This is a genomic window from Microbacterium sp. gxy059 (assembly GCF_050958665.1).
Lineage (GTDB): Bacteria > Actinomycetota > Actinomycetes > Actinomycetales > Microbacteriaceae > Microbacterium.
The window spans coordinates 1-15,019 of the sequence record NZ_JAMXWT010000012.1; the positions used below are offsets into that span (position 1 = coordinate 1).

25 protein-coding genes and 1 pseudogene are annotated in these 15,019 nt (G+C 69.5%); 15 read left to right on the forward strand and 11 right to left on the reverse strand.

Features of this window, described 5'->3' with window-relative positions; genetic code table 11:
• From NHL53_RS08425 to NHL53_RS08475, 11 genes and pseudogenes are all read right to left on the reverse strand, one after another.
• The coding region (locus NHL53_RS08425; RefSeq protein ID WP_433776414.1) for an MFS transporter at positions 1–434 on the reverse strand (434 nt) is incomplete at its 3' end.
• Positions 434–904 (reverse strand): MarR family winged helix-turn-helix transcriptional regulator, encoded by a 471-nt coding sequence (locus NHL53_RS08430; protein WP_433776415.1) that lies wholly within the window; start codon positions 902–904, stop codon positions 434–436. The genes NHL53_RS08425 and NHL53_RS08430, both read right to left, overlap by 1 nt.
• Positions 905–948: 44 nt before the next feature.
• A complete protein-coding gene (locus NHL53_RS08435; RefSeq protein WP_433776416.1) occupies positions 949–2,922 on the reverse strand; it encodes a cytochrome c oxidase assembly protein in 1,974 nt (657 codons plus the stop codon).
• A gap of 241 nt (positions 2,923–3,163) precedes the next feature.
• The gene (locus NHL53_RS08440) at positions 3,164–3,451 is read right to left on the reverse strand and encodes an HU family DNA-binding protein (protein ID WP_433776417.1); all 288 of its coding nucleotides are present in this window, start codon (positions 3,449–3,451) and stop codon (positions 3,164–3,166) included.
• 257 nt (positions 3,452–3,708) lie between these two features.
• Complete coding sequence (gene rpsN, locus NHL53_RS08445; protein WP_433776418.1) at positions 3,709–4,014, reverse strand: 30S ribosomal protein S14; 306 nt, start codon at positions 4,012–4,014, stop codon at positions 3,709–3,711.
• Between the two features lie 3 nt (positions 4,015–4,017).
• Entirely contained in the window at positions 4,018–4,188 is a 171-nt protein-coding gene (gene rpmG / locus NHL53_RS08450; RefSeq protein ID WP_433776419.1) for a 50S ribosomal protein L33, read from the reverse strand.
• The gene (rpmB, locus tag NHL53_RS08455) at positions 4,188–4,424 is read right to left on the reverse strand and encodes a 50S ribosomal protein L28 (RefSeq protein ID WP_433776420.1); all 237 of its coding nucleotides are present in this window, start codon (positions 4,422–4,424) and stop codon (positions 4,188–4,190) included. Before rpmB ends, rpmG begins: the two co-directional genes overlap by 1 nt.
• 178 nt (positions 4,425–4,602) lie before the next feature.
• A pseudogene (locus NHL53_RS08460) lies at positions 4,603–5,025 on the reverse strand (DNA-3-methyladenine glycosylase); the annotation flags it as partial.
• The gene (locus NHL53_RS08465; RefSeq protein ID WP_433776421.1) at positions 5,013–6,458 is read right to left on the reverse strand and encodes a recombinase family protein; all 1,446 of its coding nucleotides are present in this window, start codon (positions 6,456–6,458) and stop codon (positions 5,013–5,015) included. The gene NHL53_RS08465 and the pseudogene NHL53_RS08460, both read right to left, overlap by 13 nt.
• 70 nt (positions 6,459–6,528) lie before the next feature.
• Positions 6,529–7,008: an ImmA/IrrE family metallo-endopeptidase gene (locus NHL53_RS08470; protein ID WP_433776422.1), complete on the reverse strand. Its 480-nt coding sequence runs from the start codon at positions 7,006–7,008 to the stop codon at positions 6,529–6,531.
• A gap of 9 nt (positions 7,009–7,017) precedes the next feature.
• Entirely contained in the window at positions 7,018–7,431 is a 414-nt protein-coding gene (locus tag NHL53_RS08475) for a hypothetical protein (protein ID WP_433776423.1), read from the reverse strand.
• A gap of 85 nt (positions 7,432–7,516) precedes the next feature.
• Here NHL53_RS08475 and NHL53_RS08480 point away from each other — a divergent pair, with 85 nt between their 5' ends.
• The 15 genes from NHL53_RS08480 (at position 7,517) to NHL53_RS08550 (ending at position 14,922) form a co-directional block, all read left to right on the forward strand.
• On the forward strand, positions 7,517–7,768 hold the full coding sequence (locus NHL53_RS08480; RefSeq protein ID WP_433776424.1) for a helix-turn-helix domain-containing protein: 252 nt from the start codon (positions 7,517–7,519) through the stop codon (positions 7,766–7,768).
• A 252-nt stretch (positions 7,769–8,020) separates the two neighbouring features.
• Positions 8,021–8,197, forward strand: a complete 177-nt coding sequence (locus NHL53_RS08485) for a hypothetical protein (protein WP_433776425.1) — start codon at positions 8,021–8,023, stop codon at positions 8,195–8,197.
• A 145-nt stretch (positions 8,198–8,342) separates the two neighbouring features.
• Positions 8,343–8,666, forward strand: coding sequence for a hypothetical protein (locus NHL53_RS08490; RefSeq protein ID WP_433776426.1), 324 nt, complete (start codon positions 8,343–8,345; stop codon positions 8,664–8,666).
• On the forward strand, positions 8,663–8,917 hold the full coding sequence (locus NHL53_RS08495; protein WP_433776427.1) for a hypothetical protein: 255 nt from the start codon (positions 8,663–8,665) through the stop codon (positions 8,915–8,917). The genes NHL53_RS08490 and NHL53_RS08495 overlap by 4 nt, the downstream gene beginning before the upstream one ends.
• Positions 8,914–9,243 (forward strand): hypothetical protein, encoded by a 330-nt coding sequence (locus tag NHL53_RS08500; RefSeq protein WP_433776428.1) that lies wholly within the window; start codon positions 8,914–8,916, stop codon positions 9,241–9,243. Before NHL53_RS08495 ends, NHL53_RS08500 begins: the two co-directional genes overlap by 4 nt.
• Before the next feature lies 1 nt (position 9,244).
• Complete coding sequence (locus NHL53_RS08505) at positions 9,245–9,493, forward strand: hypothetical protein (RefSeq protein ID WP_433776429.1); 249 nt, start codon at positions 9,245–9,247, stop codon at positions 9,491–9,493.
• 103 nt (positions 9,494–9,596) lie between these two features.
• Entirely contained in the window at positions 9,597–10,823 is a 1,227-nt protein-coding gene (locus NHL53_RS08510; protein WP_433776430.1) for an ATP-binding protein, read from the forward strand.
• Positions 10,823–11,242, forward strand: a complete 420-nt coding sequence (locus NHL53_RS08515) for a hypothetical protein (RefSeq protein ID WP_433776431.1) — start codon at positions 10,823–10,825, stop codon at positions 11,240–11,242. Before NHL53_RS08510 ends, NHL53_RS08515 begins: the two co-directional genes overlap by 1 nt.
• On the forward strand, positions 11,242–11,508 hold the full coding sequence (locus NHL53_RS08520; protein ID WP_433776432.1) for a hypothetical protein: 267 nt from the start codon (positions 11,242–11,244) through the stop codon (positions 11,506–11,508). The genes NHL53_RS08515 and NHL53_RS08520 overlap by 1 nt, the downstream gene beginning before the upstream one ends.
• The gene (locus tag NHL53_RS08525; protein WP_433776433.1) at positions 11,505–12,125 is read left to right on the forward strand and encodes a hypothetical protein; all 621 of its coding nucleotides are present in this window, start codon (positions 11,505–11,507) and stop codon (positions 12,123–12,125) included. The genes NHL53_RS08520 and NHL53_RS08525 overlap by 4 nt, the downstream gene beginning before the upstream one ends.
• Positions 12,125–13,069 carry a hypothetical protein gene (locus NHL53_RS08530; protein ID WP_433776434.1) on the forward strand — a complete coding sequence of 315 codons (945 nt, stop codon included), beginning with the start codon at positions 12,125–12,127 and terminating at the stop codon, positions 13,067–13,069. Before NHL53_RS08525 ends, NHL53_RS08530 begins: the two co-directional genes overlap by 1 nt.
• The gene (locus NHL53_RS08535; RefSeq protein ID WP_433776435.1) at positions 13,066–13,500 is read left to right on the forward strand and encodes a hypothetical protein; all 435 of its coding nucleotides are present in this window, start codon (positions 13,066–13,068) and stop codon (positions 13,498–13,500) included. The genes NHL53_RS08530 and NHL53_RS08535 overlap by 4 nt, the downstream gene beginning before the upstream one ends.
• Positions 13,497–13,619, forward strand: coding sequence for a hypothetical protein (locus NHL53_RS08540; RefSeq protein WP_433776436.1), 123 nt, complete (start codon positions 13,497–13,499; stop codon positions 13,617–13,619). The genes NHL53_RS08535 and NHL53_RS08540 overlap by 4 nt, the downstream gene beginning before the upstream one ends.
• 23 nt (positions 13,620–13,642) lie before the next feature.
• Positions 13,643–14,032 carry a hypothetical protein gene (locus NHL53_RS08545; RefSeq protein WP_433776437.1) on the forward strand — a complete coding sequence of 130 codons (390 nt, stop codon included), beginning with the start codon at positions 13,643–13,645 and terminating at the stop codon, positions 14,030–14,032.
• Complete coding sequence (locus NHL53_RS08550) at positions 14,029–14,922, forward strand: DUF2303 family protein (RefSeq protein WP_433776438.1); 894 nt, start codon at positions 14,029–14,031, stop codon at positions 14,920–14,922. The genes NHL53_RS08545 and NHL53_RS08550 overlap by 4 nt, the downstream gene beginning before the upstream one ends.
• Positions 14,923–15,019: the final 97 nt, after the last annotated feature.

Sequence of the window (15,019 nt, forward strand, 5' to 3'; positions counted from 1 at the left end):
TCGTAGAGGATGATGGCGCCGGAGAAGCCTCCCTGCGCCGAGGCGACGATCACGGCGAGGCTCGTCGCGATGAACAGCGCGTTGCCGAGGCCCCATCCGCCGCGGAAGGCGATGATGCCGTCGACGCTGCCCGCGGCGCCCGCGAGGGCGGCGAACACGACGATGAGCGCGAGGCCCACGACGAGCGCCCACTTGGATCCGATGCGGCTCGACACCCAGCCGACGCCGAGCATCGCGATGGCGGTGACGACGAGGTAGCTCGTGAACAGCAGCGACACCTGAGCGGGGGACGTCCCGAGGCTGTCGGAGATGGCGGGGAGGATCGGGTCGACCAGACCGATGCCCATGAACGAGATGACGCAGGCGAAGGCGACCGCCCAGACCGCCTTCGGCTGCTTCAGCAGACTCTGCTTCTCACCGTGAGACTGGCTCATCAGCTTCTTTCTTCTCTCTTCTCGGATTCGTCCGCCGCGCGCGTGCGCGTCACGACGGCAAGCCTCTCCAGCGCCGGGATGGCGGCGAGGAGCGCGTCGCGGTCGGCATCGCCGAGGGCGTCGAGGTGCTCCTGCAGCCGCGCGGCGCGGCGCTCGCGGCGCTCGCCGAGCGCGACCCGGCCGGCGTCGGTGATCCGCACGAGCACGACGCGGCGGTCCGCGTCGGACACGGTGCGCTCGGCCAGTCCCTCGGCGACCATGCGGTCGACGAGCTGCGTCATGGCGGGCTGGGAGACCCCTTCGGCGCGGGCGAGGCGGGTGATGCCCAGCGGACCCTGGACGTCGAGGCGGCTCAGCGCGGCGTTCCACGCGCGGGTGAGGCGCTCTTCCGAGGCCTGTTCGCGCAGGCCGCTGACGAGCTGCTCGACGGCGCTCGACAGGCGTTCGGGGAGCGTCGGTTCGATATGCATCACCCCATTATACATAATGGGGTGATGCTTTTCTGAGTGCGCGGCTACCGCCCCTGTCGCGCGTCCCTCTCCGCCATCCGACGCAGGCGCTCGTTGTACGCCTCCAGCTCCGCATCTCCCGTGCGATCCGCGTGCCGGTCGCGGCGGCGCTGCTGCTTCTCGTCGCTGCGGCTCCACTGGATCGCGACGGTGATCGCGGTGATGAGCGTCGGGATCTCGCCGATCGACCAGGCGATGCCGCCGCCGATGTACTGGTCCTCGAGCGGCGTCGGCCCCCAGGTGCGCCCCATCGACCCGTACCAGTCGGCGACCATGAGCCCCTCCTGGCTCATGATCGCGATGCCGAAGAAGGCGTGCATCGCCATGACGACGATCAGCGTCACGAGCCGCCCCGCGTACGGCAGGCGGTACGGCACGGGGTCGACGCCCGTCAGCGACAGGACGAACAGATACCCCGAGATGAGGAAGTGCGCCGTCATCCACTCGTGGCCGAGGTGGTCGTACACCGCCCACCGGAACAGGTCGGAGAAGTAGAACAGCCAGAGCGAGCCGATGAAGATCCCGGCCGCGACGAACGGGTGGGTGAGGACCTTCGCGAGCGGGTTGTGCACGGCCCAGAGGATCCACTCGCGCCCGCCGCGCGTGCCGTCGTCGCGCTTGCGGATGGCGCGCGCCGCGAGGGTGACGGGCGCGCCCGGCACGAGCATGAGCGGGATCGCCATGGTCAGCAGCATGTGCAGCAGCATGTGCGCGCTGAAGAGGAAGTGCCCGTAGGCGTTGAGCGCGCCGTTCGTCACCCAGACGAGCGTGAGCATGCCGAGCACCCAGAGCACCGTGCGGTAGACGGGCCAGGAGTCTCCGCGGCGGCGCAGGCGGCGCACGCCGAGCAGATAGAACGCGATCCCGAAGACGCCGACGAGCAGCCACAGCGGATCGAGCTCCCACTGCGTGACGAGCGTCGAGGGGGAGATCGGCGGCGGCAGGGGGCGCTCGGCGAGGATCTCGGCGGGCTCCAGGCGCGGGGGCGGCTGCTCCCCGACGGGCGGCGCCGAGCGCGCGAGCGCGGCCGCGGCGCCCGAGGCGACGCCCATGAAGACGAACTCGGCGACGAGCACCGCCCAGAACCGGCCGCGCCGGTCGGCGCTCGTCGCGATCAGGCGGCGACGGTAGGCCGCACCGAGCAGCCCCATGGCGACGAGGGCGAGGATCTTCGCGGACAGCAGCAGCCCGTACGGGTGCCGCACGAGGTCGAGGGGGGTGTCGAGCGACGCGACGGAGCGCAGCGCGCCCGACAGCGCGACGACGAGGAACGCGACGAGGGCGAGCGACGAGTACCGCTCGAGCACGACCCGCATGCGGCCCCGGTCGACGACGGGGCGCAGGAACACGAGCGCCACGAGCCCGCCGAGCCACACGGCCGCCCCGACGATGTGCATCGTCACCGACATGACGACCAGCGAGTGGTCGGCGAGGTCTCCCGAGTGGCCCTGCGTGGCCATCGGGATGAGCGAGACGCCCGCGAGGAGCGTCGTGAGGAGCGTCGTGAGCCACCCGCGCAGGGCGAACACGAGCACCGTGACGACCGCGCCCAGCACGGTCTGCAGCAGCCAGGCGCGTCCGAGCTCGCGCTCGGTGAGGAACGCGCCGAGCTGCGTGCCGAACTCGGGCCCGAGCGACAGCTCGGGGTTGAACCCGGCGAGGAAGTTGAGGAAGGCCGTCGCGCCGCTCGCGACGGCGAAGAGCGCGGCGCCGGCCGCGCCGAGGTCGAGCGCCGTGCCGAAGGCCCGCTCGTCCGGCTTCAGCGCGAACAGCGCGAGCACGAGGGATCCGAGCATGACGGCGCCCGCGACGTTGACGACGAGCTTCGCGGACGGGAGCGCCCAGCGCACGAGCGCGCCCGGGTCCTGCAGCGCGAGGGGCGCGGCGCCTCCCGTGAGCCCGAGCCCGCCGACGAGGACGAGGACGGCGGCGGCCACGAGGAGGGCGGGGCCGACGGCCCGCAGCGCGCGGGGATTCACACCCCCAGCCTACGGTCGCGCACCTGACGGTCTCCCGTCCCTCCCCGCGAGGAGCCCCGGCTCGCGAGTGGCGCAGACATTCGCGAGCGGCGCAGACTTCGGCCCTGATATCTGCGCCACTCGCGAGAAACTGCGCCGCTCGCGAGCGGGGAGGCGGGCCGCCCGGCCGGCGCGGGAGGCCGGCGAACGCGACGAGGGCGCCCTCCAGAAGGAGGACGCCCTCGCGAGCGGCTGCGTCGTCTTACTTGACGGCGGCCTTGAGCTTCGAGCCCGCGGTGATCTTCACGCGCTTGCCCGCGGGGATCTCGATCTCTTCCTTGGTCTGGGGGTTGCGGCCCTTGCGAGCGGCGGTCTCGACCGACTCGAAGGCGATCCAGCCGGGGATCGAGACCTTCGAGTCCTTCGCCACGGCCTCGGAGACCGTCGTGAACAGCGAGTCGAGCACGCTGGAAACGGTGGCCTGGCTCTGGCCGGTCGCGCTCGCGATGCTCGCGACGAGCGTGCCCTTGGTGATGGTGTTCTCGGCCATTGTCTTCCTCCAAGCGGCGCGCAGGCACCGCGACGATTCAGGTGTACCGAAGGCGGGTTGCCCCCGGGGTGGTCGTACGACCGGTGACGAATCTAACGTCCACCGCCAGGATTCCGCGTATTTCCGGGGATCTCGGGCCATCTTGCTCGGCGTGTCGCGGGTTCGCCGTGACGGATGTGACGGAAGTGGCCTGTGGGAACGCGACAGGGGCGGATCCTCGAAGGAGGATCCGCCCCTGTTCCGGACGCTCTGGGTGCTTACCAGCTCGACTTGGTGATACCGGGCAGCTCGCCGCGGTGCGCCATGTCGCGGAAGCGCACACGCGAGAGGCCGTACTTCGTCAGGACGCCGCGGGGACGGCCGTCGATGACGTCGCGCGAGCGGACGCGGACGGGCGACGCGTTGCGGGGCAGCTTCTGCAGCCCCACGCGCGCGGCCTCGCGCTCCTCGTCGGTGGCGTTCTCGTCGACGAGCGTCTTCTTCAGCTGGAGGCGCTTCTCCGCGTAGCGGGCGACGATCTCCTTGCGCTGCTCGTTGCGAGCGATCTTGCTCTTCTTGGCCATTGCTTAACGCTCCTCGCGGAATTCGACGTGCTTGCGGACCACCGGGTCGTACTTCTTCAGCACGAGGCGGTCGGGGTTGTTGCGACGGTTCTTGCGGGTCACGTAGGTGTACCCGGTGCCCGCCGTGGAGCGCATCTTGATGATCGGACGAACGTCCTGGACCTTCTTCGCCATCAGAGCTTCACACCCTTCGCGACCAGGTCCTTGACGACCGACTCGATGCCGCGAGCGTCGATGACCTTGATCCCCTTAGCCGACACGTTCAGCGTGACCTTGCGGCCCAGCGACGGCACGTAGTACGTCTTCTTCTGCACGTTCGGGTCGAACCGGCGCTTGGTGCGACGGTGCGAGTGCGAGACGTTGTGACCGAAGCCGGGCGTGGCGCCGGTCACCTGGCACACAGCAGCCATGGTTCACTCTCCTTCAATACCGTGATCCCGGACGGGACCACCCAAGATCTCTTGTCTGCGCATGAGGCCCTCCCACCCGCTTCCGGGCTGTGTGTCGAGAGGGTTCCGCGCGGTCTGCGCGCAGGAGCGCGCACAGCCAACGAGAAAGCCTAGCACACCCGGGCGCGTCGCCCGGATCTCACGCCGCGCCGCGACCGGGACGGAACGGGGAGACCGTGGGGTCGCCCGGGATCCAGAACCGCCAGGGGAACGCCGCCGTGCCCGCCCTGCCGGCGACGCCGACCCGCGGCCCGCTCGCGACGTCGGCGATCGGCGCATCGCGCAGCTCGAGGAGCGCGACGGCGCCCTCGCGCGGCTCCCCCGAGACGGCGTCGATGCCGTCGTGCGCCGGGTGGCGCAGGCCGACGGCGTCGCCGAGCCGCCCGGGGCCGCGAGCGAGGTCGCGCTCCGCGCGGACGACGCCGCGCTCCTCGCGACGGCGGCGGGCGACGTCCGCGCCCCGCACGATCTCCCCCGCGCGCAGCAGCACTCCCCCGCCGACGCCGACGGGACCGCACACGACGTTGACGCAGGAGTGGATCCCGTGCGTTAGTAATCCATAACTCTAGGGGTCCCCATTCTTGGCGTGATTTGCACCTTCTTCTCTCGAAGATCGACCGTAATGCTCGCGAGGAGACCCCGCAGGCCAGCGCGACGGTCCTTGACGGGCGTGAGCTCCCACGTCTCGGTGAGCGCGCGGGCGTCGGTCGTGGGTGCCTCCGGTGCGAGAGCAAGTGTCGCTTCGAGGCGTTCGAGCGCAGCCGTGACCGTCGCGATGCGCTCCTCGTAGTGCCGAGCGGTGAGCTGGTACGCGCCGGCCGGGATGATGCCCTGGTTGAGCTGCAGCGTGAGATCTAGGAGGGCTTTCTCTTCCTTCTGCAGCTCACGGGCAAGACGCTCGGCTTCGAGTTGTGGTTCGCCCATCGTGCTCGGTTCGTCGAGGTCCGCGTCGAGGGCACCGTACTCGCGGAGCCACGTCTCGACGGCGTCGTCGAGCCTGCGCTGCGATGCATAGCCGGGACCGTGATCGCGCCCGTATGGTTGGTTTTCGCACCGGTAGGCGACGTATACACCGCGCCCGGGGTGCTTGTCGTTCTTCACGGTCTGTCCGTACATCGTCGCGCCACACGCGCCGCATGTCAGCAGACCCGACAGCAGGTAGGCAGCGCGGGGCTGGCGCTTCCCGCGCCGCATCGTCCGCTGCGCCTTGTAGCGGTCGTAGGTGGAGCGATCGATGAGGCCGTCGTGCTGACCTTCGGCGGTTTCGCCGTGGTAGGTGACGAGCCCAGCATGCACGGGCGAGTCAAGAATGCTCGTGACCGTGCACCGCTCCCAGTGCGCGTTGCCGCGGGCGGTGCGGTAGCCGTGACCTTCAAGCCAGCGCGCGAGGGTCGTCGTGCCGTCACCCCGCAGGTACATGTCGTAGAGCTGTCGGATCGCCGGCGCCTGGTCGGGGTGGGGCTCGATCGTGCCGTCATCCCGGTATCGCCATCCCCAGGGGACCGTGCCGGGCGGGAGGCCACGTTGGAACCGGCTCTTCTGAACCTCGGTCCACTGCTCGCCGATGCGCTCCGACTCGAAAGCGTTCATCTCGACCATGACGCCGCGCCCGAACCGCCCGGCGGCAGTCGTGTCGTTCGGTTCGGTAGCTGACTCGAGGCGCCCGCCCGCGACGTCCACGCGATCAGCCGCGACCGCCCAATGTCTCCGGTTCCTCGACAGGCGCGACCAGCGCCACAGCACGATCACGTCTGCCTCACCCTCCTCGACGGCGCTCATCACGCGCTGCACCGCGGGCCGCTGCCACGTCCGCCCCGAGATCCCGGGGTCGGCTTCCACGGCCGTCACGACGTAGCCCTGGCGCTCGCAGTAGTCGCGGCACGCGGTCTCCTGCAGCATCAACGAGATGGATTCTTCGCGGTAGGTGCTCTGCCGCAGGTAGAGGATGGCGCGGGGCGGGGTGTCGGGAACGGCGCGGAGCGCTGATCGGGCCATGCGTGGGTCCTTCGTGCAGATGCGACTGACGGCGGCCCGAGCGGGCCGTGCGTATCGGGATGCTGGTGGTCTAGGCCCAGCGGCGGCCGTAGTAGCCGTGCATCATCGCACGGTGCCAGGCCTCCATGATGCGCGAGGTGACGCCGAGCTCGAGCGCCACGGTCGCAGGGTCGCTGGTGGTCTCATGAGCGGCCGCGAGGTGGCGCGGCCGGATGAGGCGGCGCGCGGCGATCCTGTCGGCGCGTTCTTCCTGGTCGCGGGTCATGCCGATGTCGCGGTGCTCGGCGTGGACGATCTCGTGCGCGAGCGCGCATCGCTCGGTCGCGGTGCGGAGGTGGTTGCGGATGAAGATCGCGCGGTGCTCGTGGGAGTACGCGGCGACCATCTCTGAGGTGGGTAGGTCGCGGTGCACGACGGGGATGTCGAGCAGACCGGCGTGCGCCCACGGATCGTAGTCGGCCGCGTAGGCGTGATCCTCGTATCCGGTGACGCCGTACATGAGGTCTTCGTCGGGCGGCAGGGTGAGGCCGCAGGTCCATTCATCGAGCACGTGGTCTCCTCACGCTTCGCCCTGGTCCGGGGTGGGTGCCGAATCGTCGTCGGAGGCCGCGAGCGCGAGCGGGTCGAGCTCCACGGTCTCCAGGGCCTCACGATTACTCAAGGCACTGACATTCGGGCTCACTGCACGGAGGCGCGGGCGGGCGGGCCTTAGGGCGGCCTGTTCAGCCCGCGCGACGAGCTCCACCTCGGAGAGGTCAAGTGCGCGTGCGATGGCGGAGATATCGCGCGCGTTGAGGATGACACGCTTTCTAGTCTTCGGGCTCCCTCCATCGAGCCGATCGGACATGTACTGGCTCGTCTTGCCGATCAGTCGGCCGAGCGCGCGCGAGGAGTAGCTCTGGCGGCCCATCTCGGCCTTGATCTCAGAAACGAGTGCATCCGCGAACCGCTGCGGGAAGTCATCGGAGGACATTTCACCATCATCGCGCCTGCATGGATATTCGTCAAGTTGCCTGGCAAAGTAGACAGAGCATGGATATCCATGCGAAGCTCGGTGCATGGAAATCAGGACAGATGCCTTCGCGGAGAAGCTCGCGGAAGAGGTTCGCGTTGAGATGGCCCGCAAGCGCCACTCGGCGCGTGAGCTCAGCGATGTGATCGGTGTCGCTGAGCACACGGCGGGCCGTCGACTCAACGGGCAGACGCCCTTCAACGCGATCGAGATGGCGCGCATCGCGAAGTGGCTCGGGACCTCGGTCGCGGAGCTCACCGCGCGCGCAGAGCAGCGCTCGCCGGGGGCGGCGGCATGAACCCGACCAAGACCGACATCCTCTCGGACTTCCGCGCCCGGATGTCGACCGCCTTCCACGAGGCGAACCGACTCCCCGTCGCAGAGCACGCCCGCCTCGCGTACCGAGCCGGAGGCCCCTCGACCGAGGAACTCGAACGGCGCATCCGCGCGATCCGAGCACCGCGCCAAGGGGCCGCCGCATGAGCCCCGAGACGAAGAAGACCCCGCGGGTAGCAGCCGCAGGGTCCGGACCCAAGAACTAGGAGAACCCGTGTCCAACCCCAACTCTACCGTCCGAGTGCAGCGTCCCGCTCCTCGTGCCGCGACGATGCACGTCGCGCTTCCGACGGTCCTCGACGTGAACGCCGAGCAGTCGGCGCACTACGCCACGGTCGCGAACTCGACGACGTGCCGGCCCGACGCCTACCCGGAGGAGGACGACGCATGAATCCGGACTTGTGGACCGCCGAAACCCAGATCGGGCACGCGCGGCGTCGCGCTGAGCGGCTCGCGGATGAGGCGCGTCGTGAGGAGCTGCACCAGAAGGCGGTTGTTCGCCGTCGGAAGGCGAAGCGCGGAGGGAAGAAGTGATCATGACCAGTCAGAGTGTCGTCGACGTCGAGTTCGACCGCATCGTCCGCGCCCTGGAGCGCGAGGAGGATGCGCGTCGGGCCGAGCGTGCGCAGATGACAGCGGGGGTCTTGCTCATCGTCGCCCTGATCGGGACGGCCGGGATGATCGTGACGCTCACGCACCCGGTCATGCTCACGGCGGGCTTCCTCGCGATCGTCGCGATGAGCATCCGCGTGTGGTGGCCGCAGCGCTTCCCCCTCGCGGTCTTCGTGGCCGAGATCCTCACCGGCGCGCTCGCGGTCGGATTCCTCGCCTCGCGGATCCTCCTGGCGGTGGGCGTATGAGCACCATGATCCCCGACAGGTTCGACACCGCCGTGGCGATCGATACTGCCGAGAGCATGATCGCCACTCAGCGCGACCTGGGGTATCACCCCTGGGAGGCGGAGGACGCGGTGCGTGGCGTCATCGCGCATGTCGTCATGGCGGGCGGCTCGCTCGCGCAGGCACGGTCTCACGCGATCATCACGGCCCTCGTCCGCGACGCTTGCCCGACTGCCGCGGAGAATGCCGCGATGCGGGAGGTGGCGGCATGACCATCCCGATGATCTTCCCCGACGACGCGCCCCGCGCGCGCCGCACCGACCCGGTCACGTCGCACGAAGCCGCGGATGCCACCTCTGGGCACGTGTGGGAGTCGCAGCAGGCGACCCTCGAGATCCTCCGCGCGCACGGGAAGCCCGCGACCGCGCTGCAGGTCGAGCAGATCGCGGCGGTGCGCGAGCTTCCGCACTCGCCGTCGCGGATGCGGTCGACCCTCTCGGAGCTGGAAGCGCTCGGCTTCGTCGAGCGGGTCGGCTTCACCTCTCCCCCGCGGGGCCGCCGTCGGCAGCTCTGGGGACTGACCGGGAAGGAGGCGTGATGTGGCGGCGCATGTACCGGCGGCCGACCCCGCTCCCGCAGATGCAGTCGACGTCTACTGCGACGACTGCGACCTCGACGTCACCGCGCCCGTCCTGGGCACGGACGCTGACGAGCTGGTCGTCCAGTGCCCGTCCTGCGGCGTCGGCCTCTCGATCAGCATCGAGGCGGCGGAGGCCGCATGGCGCGCGGATCGCGCTCGCCGTCGCGCTGCTGCTCGCCGCGCCCGTCATCGGGTCGGCCGCGGCTGACCCCGCTTTCAACTCCGCCGATCTGCTGGCCGTCGCGCTGGCACCGGCTCTCCTCGCGGTCCTCTGGCCGCGCACGAACTGAACCCCTACCAGGAGCACCATCATGTCCAAGACCATCCGAGTCGTGAACTTCAAGGGAGTCCGAGAGATCGAACTCCACCCCGCAGGGAGCCTCATCGTCATCGCCGGCGGCAACGGCGCGGGCAAGTCCTCTCTGATCGACGCGATCACCGAGCTGTTCGACCCGCGCGGCACGAAGCTCACCCCGAAGCCGATCCGCGAGGGCGCGGACGAAGCTCGCGCGGAGTACGTCGACGACGAGCTCGGCCTGCGCATCCGCCGCGTCTGGAAGAAGAACGGCACCGCGGGCACGCTCACCGTCGAGGCGCTCGACGGCGCCCGCTACTCGAAGCCCGCCGACGTCGTCGCGCAGCTCACGGGCGGAGCGATCTTCGATCCCGTCACCTGGCTGAACCTGCCCGAGAAGGCGCAGCGCGACGAACTGCTCGCGAAGGTCGACCTGCCGTTCGATCTCGACGAGCTGGCGCGGCAGAAGGCGGGCGCGGAGGAGCGCCGCCGCGACATCGGCCGCGAGGTGAAGCGCCTGCAGGGTGCGCTGGCATCGATGCCCGCCGCGGCCGACGCGCCGGAGGCGGAGGTGTCGGCTCAGGCCCTCCTCGAGCGTATCCAGGCCGCGCAGGAGCTCGACCGCCGACGCCTCGACGCTGACCGTGCCGTCGTGGCCGCCGAGCAGCAGGTCGAGAGCGCGGAGGCCGCGCTTCGCCGCGCTCAGGACGCGCTTCGTGGGGCAGTCTCCGCCGCACGCGCGATCCCCCAGCAGACCGACGACGTCGAGTCTCTTCGCGCCGAACTGTCGCGCGTGGACGAGATCAACCAGCAGGTGCGCGCGAACCACGAGCGCGCCAAGGTCGCGGACGAACTCGAAGCCCACGAAGCGGAGTACGCCGCCGCCCAGGCGCGGCTGAACCACATCGAAGAGCAGAAGCGCGAGGGCCTTGCCGCCGCGACTTTCCCCGTCCCGGGGCTCTCCGTCGACGAGACCGGCGTGACGTTCGAGGGCGTGCCGTTCGGGCAGGTGAACACCGCGCACCGGACGCGTGTCGCATTCGGCATCGCGACCGCCGGTGACCCGGAGCTCCGCCTCGTCATCGTTCGCAACGGCGATCTCCTCGATTCCGGGTCCCTGGCGGCTCTCGCCGACATGGCTGAGGAGCGCGGATACACCGTCCTCGTCGAGCGTGACCGCGACGAGTCCCGCTCGATCGGCTTCACGGTCCGCGACGGCGCCCTCGCCGAGGAGGTGGCGTGATGTCTCGGCTGATCACCATCGACCACAACGGCACCGAGTACGGCGGGCAGATCGGCACGGTTGCCTCCACCCGACTCGGCTACGAGAGCCATGGCATCCTCACCGTCTCGCTGATCGTGGAGTGGGCTGGCGGCGGCGTGAGTGTCGGCGGGTTCATCCTCGACACCCCGACGGACCCCGACAACCGCGACTACTCGCGCCGAGGCACTGCGTTCGGCCTCGACCACATCATCCGCATCATCGAGACCGTCGGCGTCTCCGCCTGGGAAGATCTCAAGGGCCGACAGCTGATCGTGCTGTTCGAAGGCCCTACCGCGTGGGGCGCTCAGTCCGTGGGTATCGCGTCGACGACCGATGAGTCGAGCGTCCTGGTCTTCAAGGAGCACGCAGAGACGTGGCTCGGAGAGGCGCGCGCGTGATGGCCGCGGACATGACCGTCGCGGAATTCGCGACGAAGCACTGTCGGGGCTGCGGGACGGGCGACGAACTCGCGAAGAACATCCAGTACCACGTGGATCTTCTCGTGCAGGGCGCCATGTCCACTGGTCATTCGCTCTGGAAGGTCGGCATCGACCCGGACGGCCGCGTGTCTCTCCTCTGGTCCACGATGCCGGAAGACCTCTGGGAGCAGTTGCTGCTGCAGTCGCTCGCCGTCGAGGCGATCAAGCGGGAGTTGGGGCTGTGAGCACGCTCGAACTGCTCGGCCGCGCTCTCGCGGACTCCGCAGACCGCGACTCGTGGCTCGCTCAGCATGACCGGGTGATCGGCTCGTCGACGGCGGGGAAGTTCGCTCGCCCATCGAGCGTGGAGACGTACGTCCGCCAGATCCTCGCGCCGAAGACCTTCACCGGGTCCGCGGCGACCGAGTCGGGCAACCGGTGGGAGCCGATCCTGCTCGCCTGGGCGGGCGCCGAGCCGAACAGCCTCCTCATCCACCATCCGGACGAGAAGCGGTTCGGCGCGACGATCGACGGCACGATCCCCACCTCGACAGGCTTCGCGATCTGCGAGACGAAGACGAAGCACAAGCGGGTCGTGACCAGCCCGACCCCCTATGAGGTGCGCCAACTCGCGTGGCAGCTCTACTGCCTCCCCGAAGCCGAGTTCGCCGCCTGGGTATGGGGCGAACTCGTCGAGGATCCGACCGAGCCAGAGGGCTGGCGGCTTCGCCGCGACCCGCAGACCCTCATCTTCCACCGCGACGACCCGAAGATCGTCGCCGCAACCGAGCTGATCGTCCCGATCGCTCACGACGTTCTCGCCGCGCTCGATGCGGCCACCAGCCAGGAGGTTTCGTTCTGATGTCCGCCGTTGTCGCATACGAATCTGCGTCGCTCACCGAGCGTCAGCAGTACGCGCAGACCCTCGCCGCCGCTGGCGACCTGATCCCGCGGGGGCTCTGGTCTCCGGTGCAGCGCCCCGATGGATCGATGGGGCCCGCCGCGCCGTCGCCGGGGAAGGTGCTTCTCGTCATCGAGACGGGCGCCATGCTCGGCCTGCACCCGGCCGCCGCACTGCAGTCGATCGACGTCGTCGAGGGTCGCGCGTCCCTGTCGGCGCAGCTGACGGCCGCTCTGATCCGAAAGGCCGGGCACCGGCTCTCGATCGCGAAGTCGGGAACCATCGCGGCTGGTGACTACGCGGTCACCGTGACCGCGGTGCGCGCTGACGACGGGGAGGAGATCACGGCGACCTGGGACGTGCACCGGGCGCTCCGCGCGGGGCTCGTCGACTCGTTCAAGAAGAACGCCCAGGGCATCTGGGAGGTTCGCGCTCGCTCGAAGCAGGGCAACCCGCTGCCGTGGGAGGCGTACACCGAGACGATGCTGAAGTGGCGTGCGATCGCCGAGGTCGGGCGTGAGGGCTTCTCCGACGTGACGTTCGGTCTCTACACGACCGAGGAGGTCCGCGACATGGGGCCCTCGCTGCCCGTTGCGGATCCCGAGCCTGAGGCGTCCGAGGACTGGCCCGCGCTGATCGCCGCGGCGGCGTCGCGTGCCGAGCTGGACGACATCGCCGAGCGCCTCAAGGGCGAGCCTGACGCGGTCCGCGCGAAGACCCGTGCCGCGTGGCAGGCGCGCGCCGGCGTCCTCGCTCGGGAAGCGGAGACCGTCGACGCGGAGGTCGTGGAAGACGAGCCCGAGGCGCAGGCCGATGAGTCGGGAGAGCTGTCCGAAGCCGACTACGAAGCCCAGACCGCCGCCGAGTACGAGGCGGCCGTGGAGCGGGGCGAGGTGCAGCCGTGAGCGGCTTCGTGGATCCCTCGACGGGTGAGGTCGGCGGGGAGGGCGGGTTCTCCGTCCAGCGTGCCGACGAGCTGCGGGGCTTCCAGCCGACGAACCCGGTCGAGATCGAGTTCTTCATCCGCGAGGCGAACGGCCTCTTGGAGAAGATGCCCGACGTTCTCCTCGAGATCAACGAGCGCCGTTACGACGCGGAGCGCGCGTACTCGCGCAGGAAGAACGCGCAGCTCGCGTTCTACGGGCGGCAGGGCGTGGCCGCGACGTTCGCTCGCGCGCAGGCCGAGGTCGACGCGCAGTCCGAGCTCGAGAAGTGGCACGCGGCGAAGGCCGAATACCACTACGCCGAGGACACCGAGCGGGCACTGCGCACGAAGGTCATGTCGATGCTCAACATCAACCGGTCCATCTCGACGCAGTACGGGGCCCACCGATGAAGCCGATCGTCTTCCGGTCTGAGAGCGACACCCATTGGTGCGTGCTGATCGAGAACCATCTGCTCCGCGTGCCGTCGTGGCGCGCGGCCATTGAACTCGCGCTGCAGCTCGCGGCGTGACCACCAGAGAAAGGAAGGGCCTCATGGCCAACGAGAAGAAGAAGGAGCGGCCGCCGAGCTTCGCGGCGATGCTCGCGCAGGTGCGCCCCCGCACCGATGTCGAGGCCGCGGAGACGCTCCGCAAGGTCATCGAGGCGGTCAAGGCGACCGGGAAGGTCGGTTCCATCACGCTCCGTCTCGACGTGAAGCCCGCCGACGGCATGAGCGAGGCGGTCGTCGTGGTGGACAAGATCACGCAGAAGGTGCCGGAGAAGACCCGCGAGGGGTCGATGGCGTTCGTCACGAAGGACGGCGACCTCTCCCGCTCCGATCCCAGCGCCATGCCGCTGTTCGAGGACGAGGACATCCGCGACGCCGGCGGAGTCCGATTCGACGTCAACACCGGCGAGATCAAGGAGGCACCGGAAGCATGACCACCATCGAGGACACCAAGACGGAGGCCGCCGTCGTGGCCGGGCTGCAGCAGCAGGCAGACGGCGAGGCGCACGTCCCGATCGACGACGGCAAGGTCTACCTCGTCCCGGGTGGGGGCGGTTCCCTCCGCGCGGTCGACACGGACGCGTACGCGAAGAAGCCGCGGCACACGATCGCCTCGCGCAGCGTCACCGACGCCGCATCGTTCGTCGCCTATGTGAATCGGCACGCACTCACCGGGACCGAGGTGTACGCGCACACGAACTCCTCGCAGGTCGTCGCCGTCATCGACTCCCACGAGGGCTCCGACGGTGCCCCGGGCTGGCAGAAGCACCGCCTCAGCCTCGACCTCGAGCACTCGAAGGCGTGGCTCGCGTGGGCCGCAGCCGACGGGAAGCTGTTCGAGCAGGACGCGTTCGCGGACTTCCTCGACGACCGCTACCTCGACGTCATCGAGCCCGCTCCGGCGCAGATGATCGACATCGCCACGACGTTCCAGGCGAAGACGGGCGTGACGTTCGACAGCGGCGTTCGTCTCGACTCGGGCGACGTGCGTCTCACGTTCGAGGAGACCACGAAGGCGAAGGCCGGCCAGAAGGGGGACATCGAGATCCCGAAGAAGATCCAGCTCGCGCTGCGTCCGTACGTCGGCGGGCCGATCTACAGCATCTGGGCGAACTTCCGCTACCGCCTCCGCGGCGGGCAGGTGCTGATGGGCTTCAAGCTCGAGCGGCCCGAGAACGTCCTCGAGGCGGCGTTCGCGGACATCGTCACGGAGATCCGCGACGGGAAGGTCGACAAGCGCAAGAACGCGGAGACCGGCGAGGTCACCGAGACGGTCGTGCATCAGGGCATCGGCGACGTGCCGCTGTTCTACGGCAAGCCGTAAGAGATCTCCGGGCGGTTCTTCCCCTCGCCCGGATGAAAGCGGGGACCGCCGTGTTAGCGGCACGGCGGTCCCCTTACCCACCAAGGCCCTACCAGGA

Bases quoted from the DNA above. Each gene is read 5' to 3' on its own strand.
- NHL53_RS08430 (WP_433776415.1), bottom strand. From the start codon at position 904: ATGCATATCGAACCGACGCTCCCCGAACGCCTGTCGAGCGCCGTCGAG.
- NHL53_RS08440 (WP_433776417.1), bottom strand. From the start codon at position 3,451: ATGGCCGAGAACACCATCACCAAGGGCACGCTCGTCGCGAGCATCGCG.
- rpsN (WP_433776418.1), bottom strand. From the start codon at position 4,014: ATGGCCAAGAAGAGCAAGATCGCTCGCAACGAGCAGCGCAAGGAGATC.
- rpmG (WP_433776419.1), bottom strand. From the start codon at position 4,188: ATGGCGAAGAAGGTCCAGGACGTTCGTCCGATCATCAAGATGCGCTCC.
- rpmB (WP_433776420.1), bottom strand. From the start codon at position 4,424: ATGGCTGCTGTGTGCCAGGTGACCGGCGCCACGCCCGGCTTCGGTCAC.
- NHL53_RS08465 (WP_433776421.1), bottom strand. From the start codon at position 6,458: ATGGCCCGATCAGCGCTCCGCGCCGTTCCCGACACCCCGCCCCGCGCC.
- NHL53_RS08475 (WP_433776423.1), bottom strand. From the start codon at position 7,431: ATGTCCTCCGATGACTTCCCGCAGCGGTTCGCGGATGCACTCGTTTCT.
- NHL53_RS08480 (WP_433776424.1), top strand. From the start codon at position 7,517: ATGGAAATCAGGACAGATGCCTTCGCGGAGAAGCTCGCGGAAGAGGTT.
- NHL53_RS08490 (WP_433776426.1), top strand. From the start codon at position 8,343: ATGACCAGTCAGAGTGTCGTCGACGTCGAGTTCGACCGCATCGTCCGC.
- NHL53_RS08495 (WP_433776427.1), top strand. From the start codon at position 8,663: ATGAGCACCATGATCCCCGACAGGTTCGACACCGCCGTGGCGATCGAT.
- NHL53_RS08500 (WP_433776428.1), top strand. From the start codon at position 8,914: ATGACCATCCCGATGATCTTCCCCGACGACGCGCCCCGCGCGCGCCGC.
- NHL53_RS08510 (WP_433776430.1), top strand. From the start codon at position 9,597: ATGTCCAAGACCATCCGAGTCGTGAACTTCAAGGGAGTCCGAGAGATC.
- NHL53_RS08515 (WP_433776431.1), top strand. From the start codon at position 10,823: ATGTCTCGGCTGATCACCATCGACCACAACGGCACCGAGTACGGCGGG.
- NHL53_RS08520 (WP_433776432.1), top strand. From the start codon at position 11,242: ATGGCCGCGGACATGACCGTCGCGGAATTCGCGACGAAGCACTGTCGG.
- NHL53_RS08530 (WP_433776434.1), top strand. From the start codon at position 12,125: ATGTCCGCCGTTGTCGCATACGAATCTGCGTCGCTCACCGAGCGTCAG.
- NHL53_RS08540 (WP_433776436.1), top strand. From the start codon at position 13,497: ATGAAGCCGATCGTCTTCCGGTCTGAGAGCGACACCCATTGGTGCGTG.
- NHL53_RS08545 (WP_433776437.1), top strand. From the start codon at position 13,643: ATGGCCAACGAGAAGAAGAAGGAGCGGCCGCCGAGCTTCGCGGCGATG.
- NHL53_RS08550 (WP_433776438.1), top strand. From the start codon at position 14,029: ATGACCACCATCGAGGACACCAAGACGGAGGCCGCCGTCGTGGCCGGG.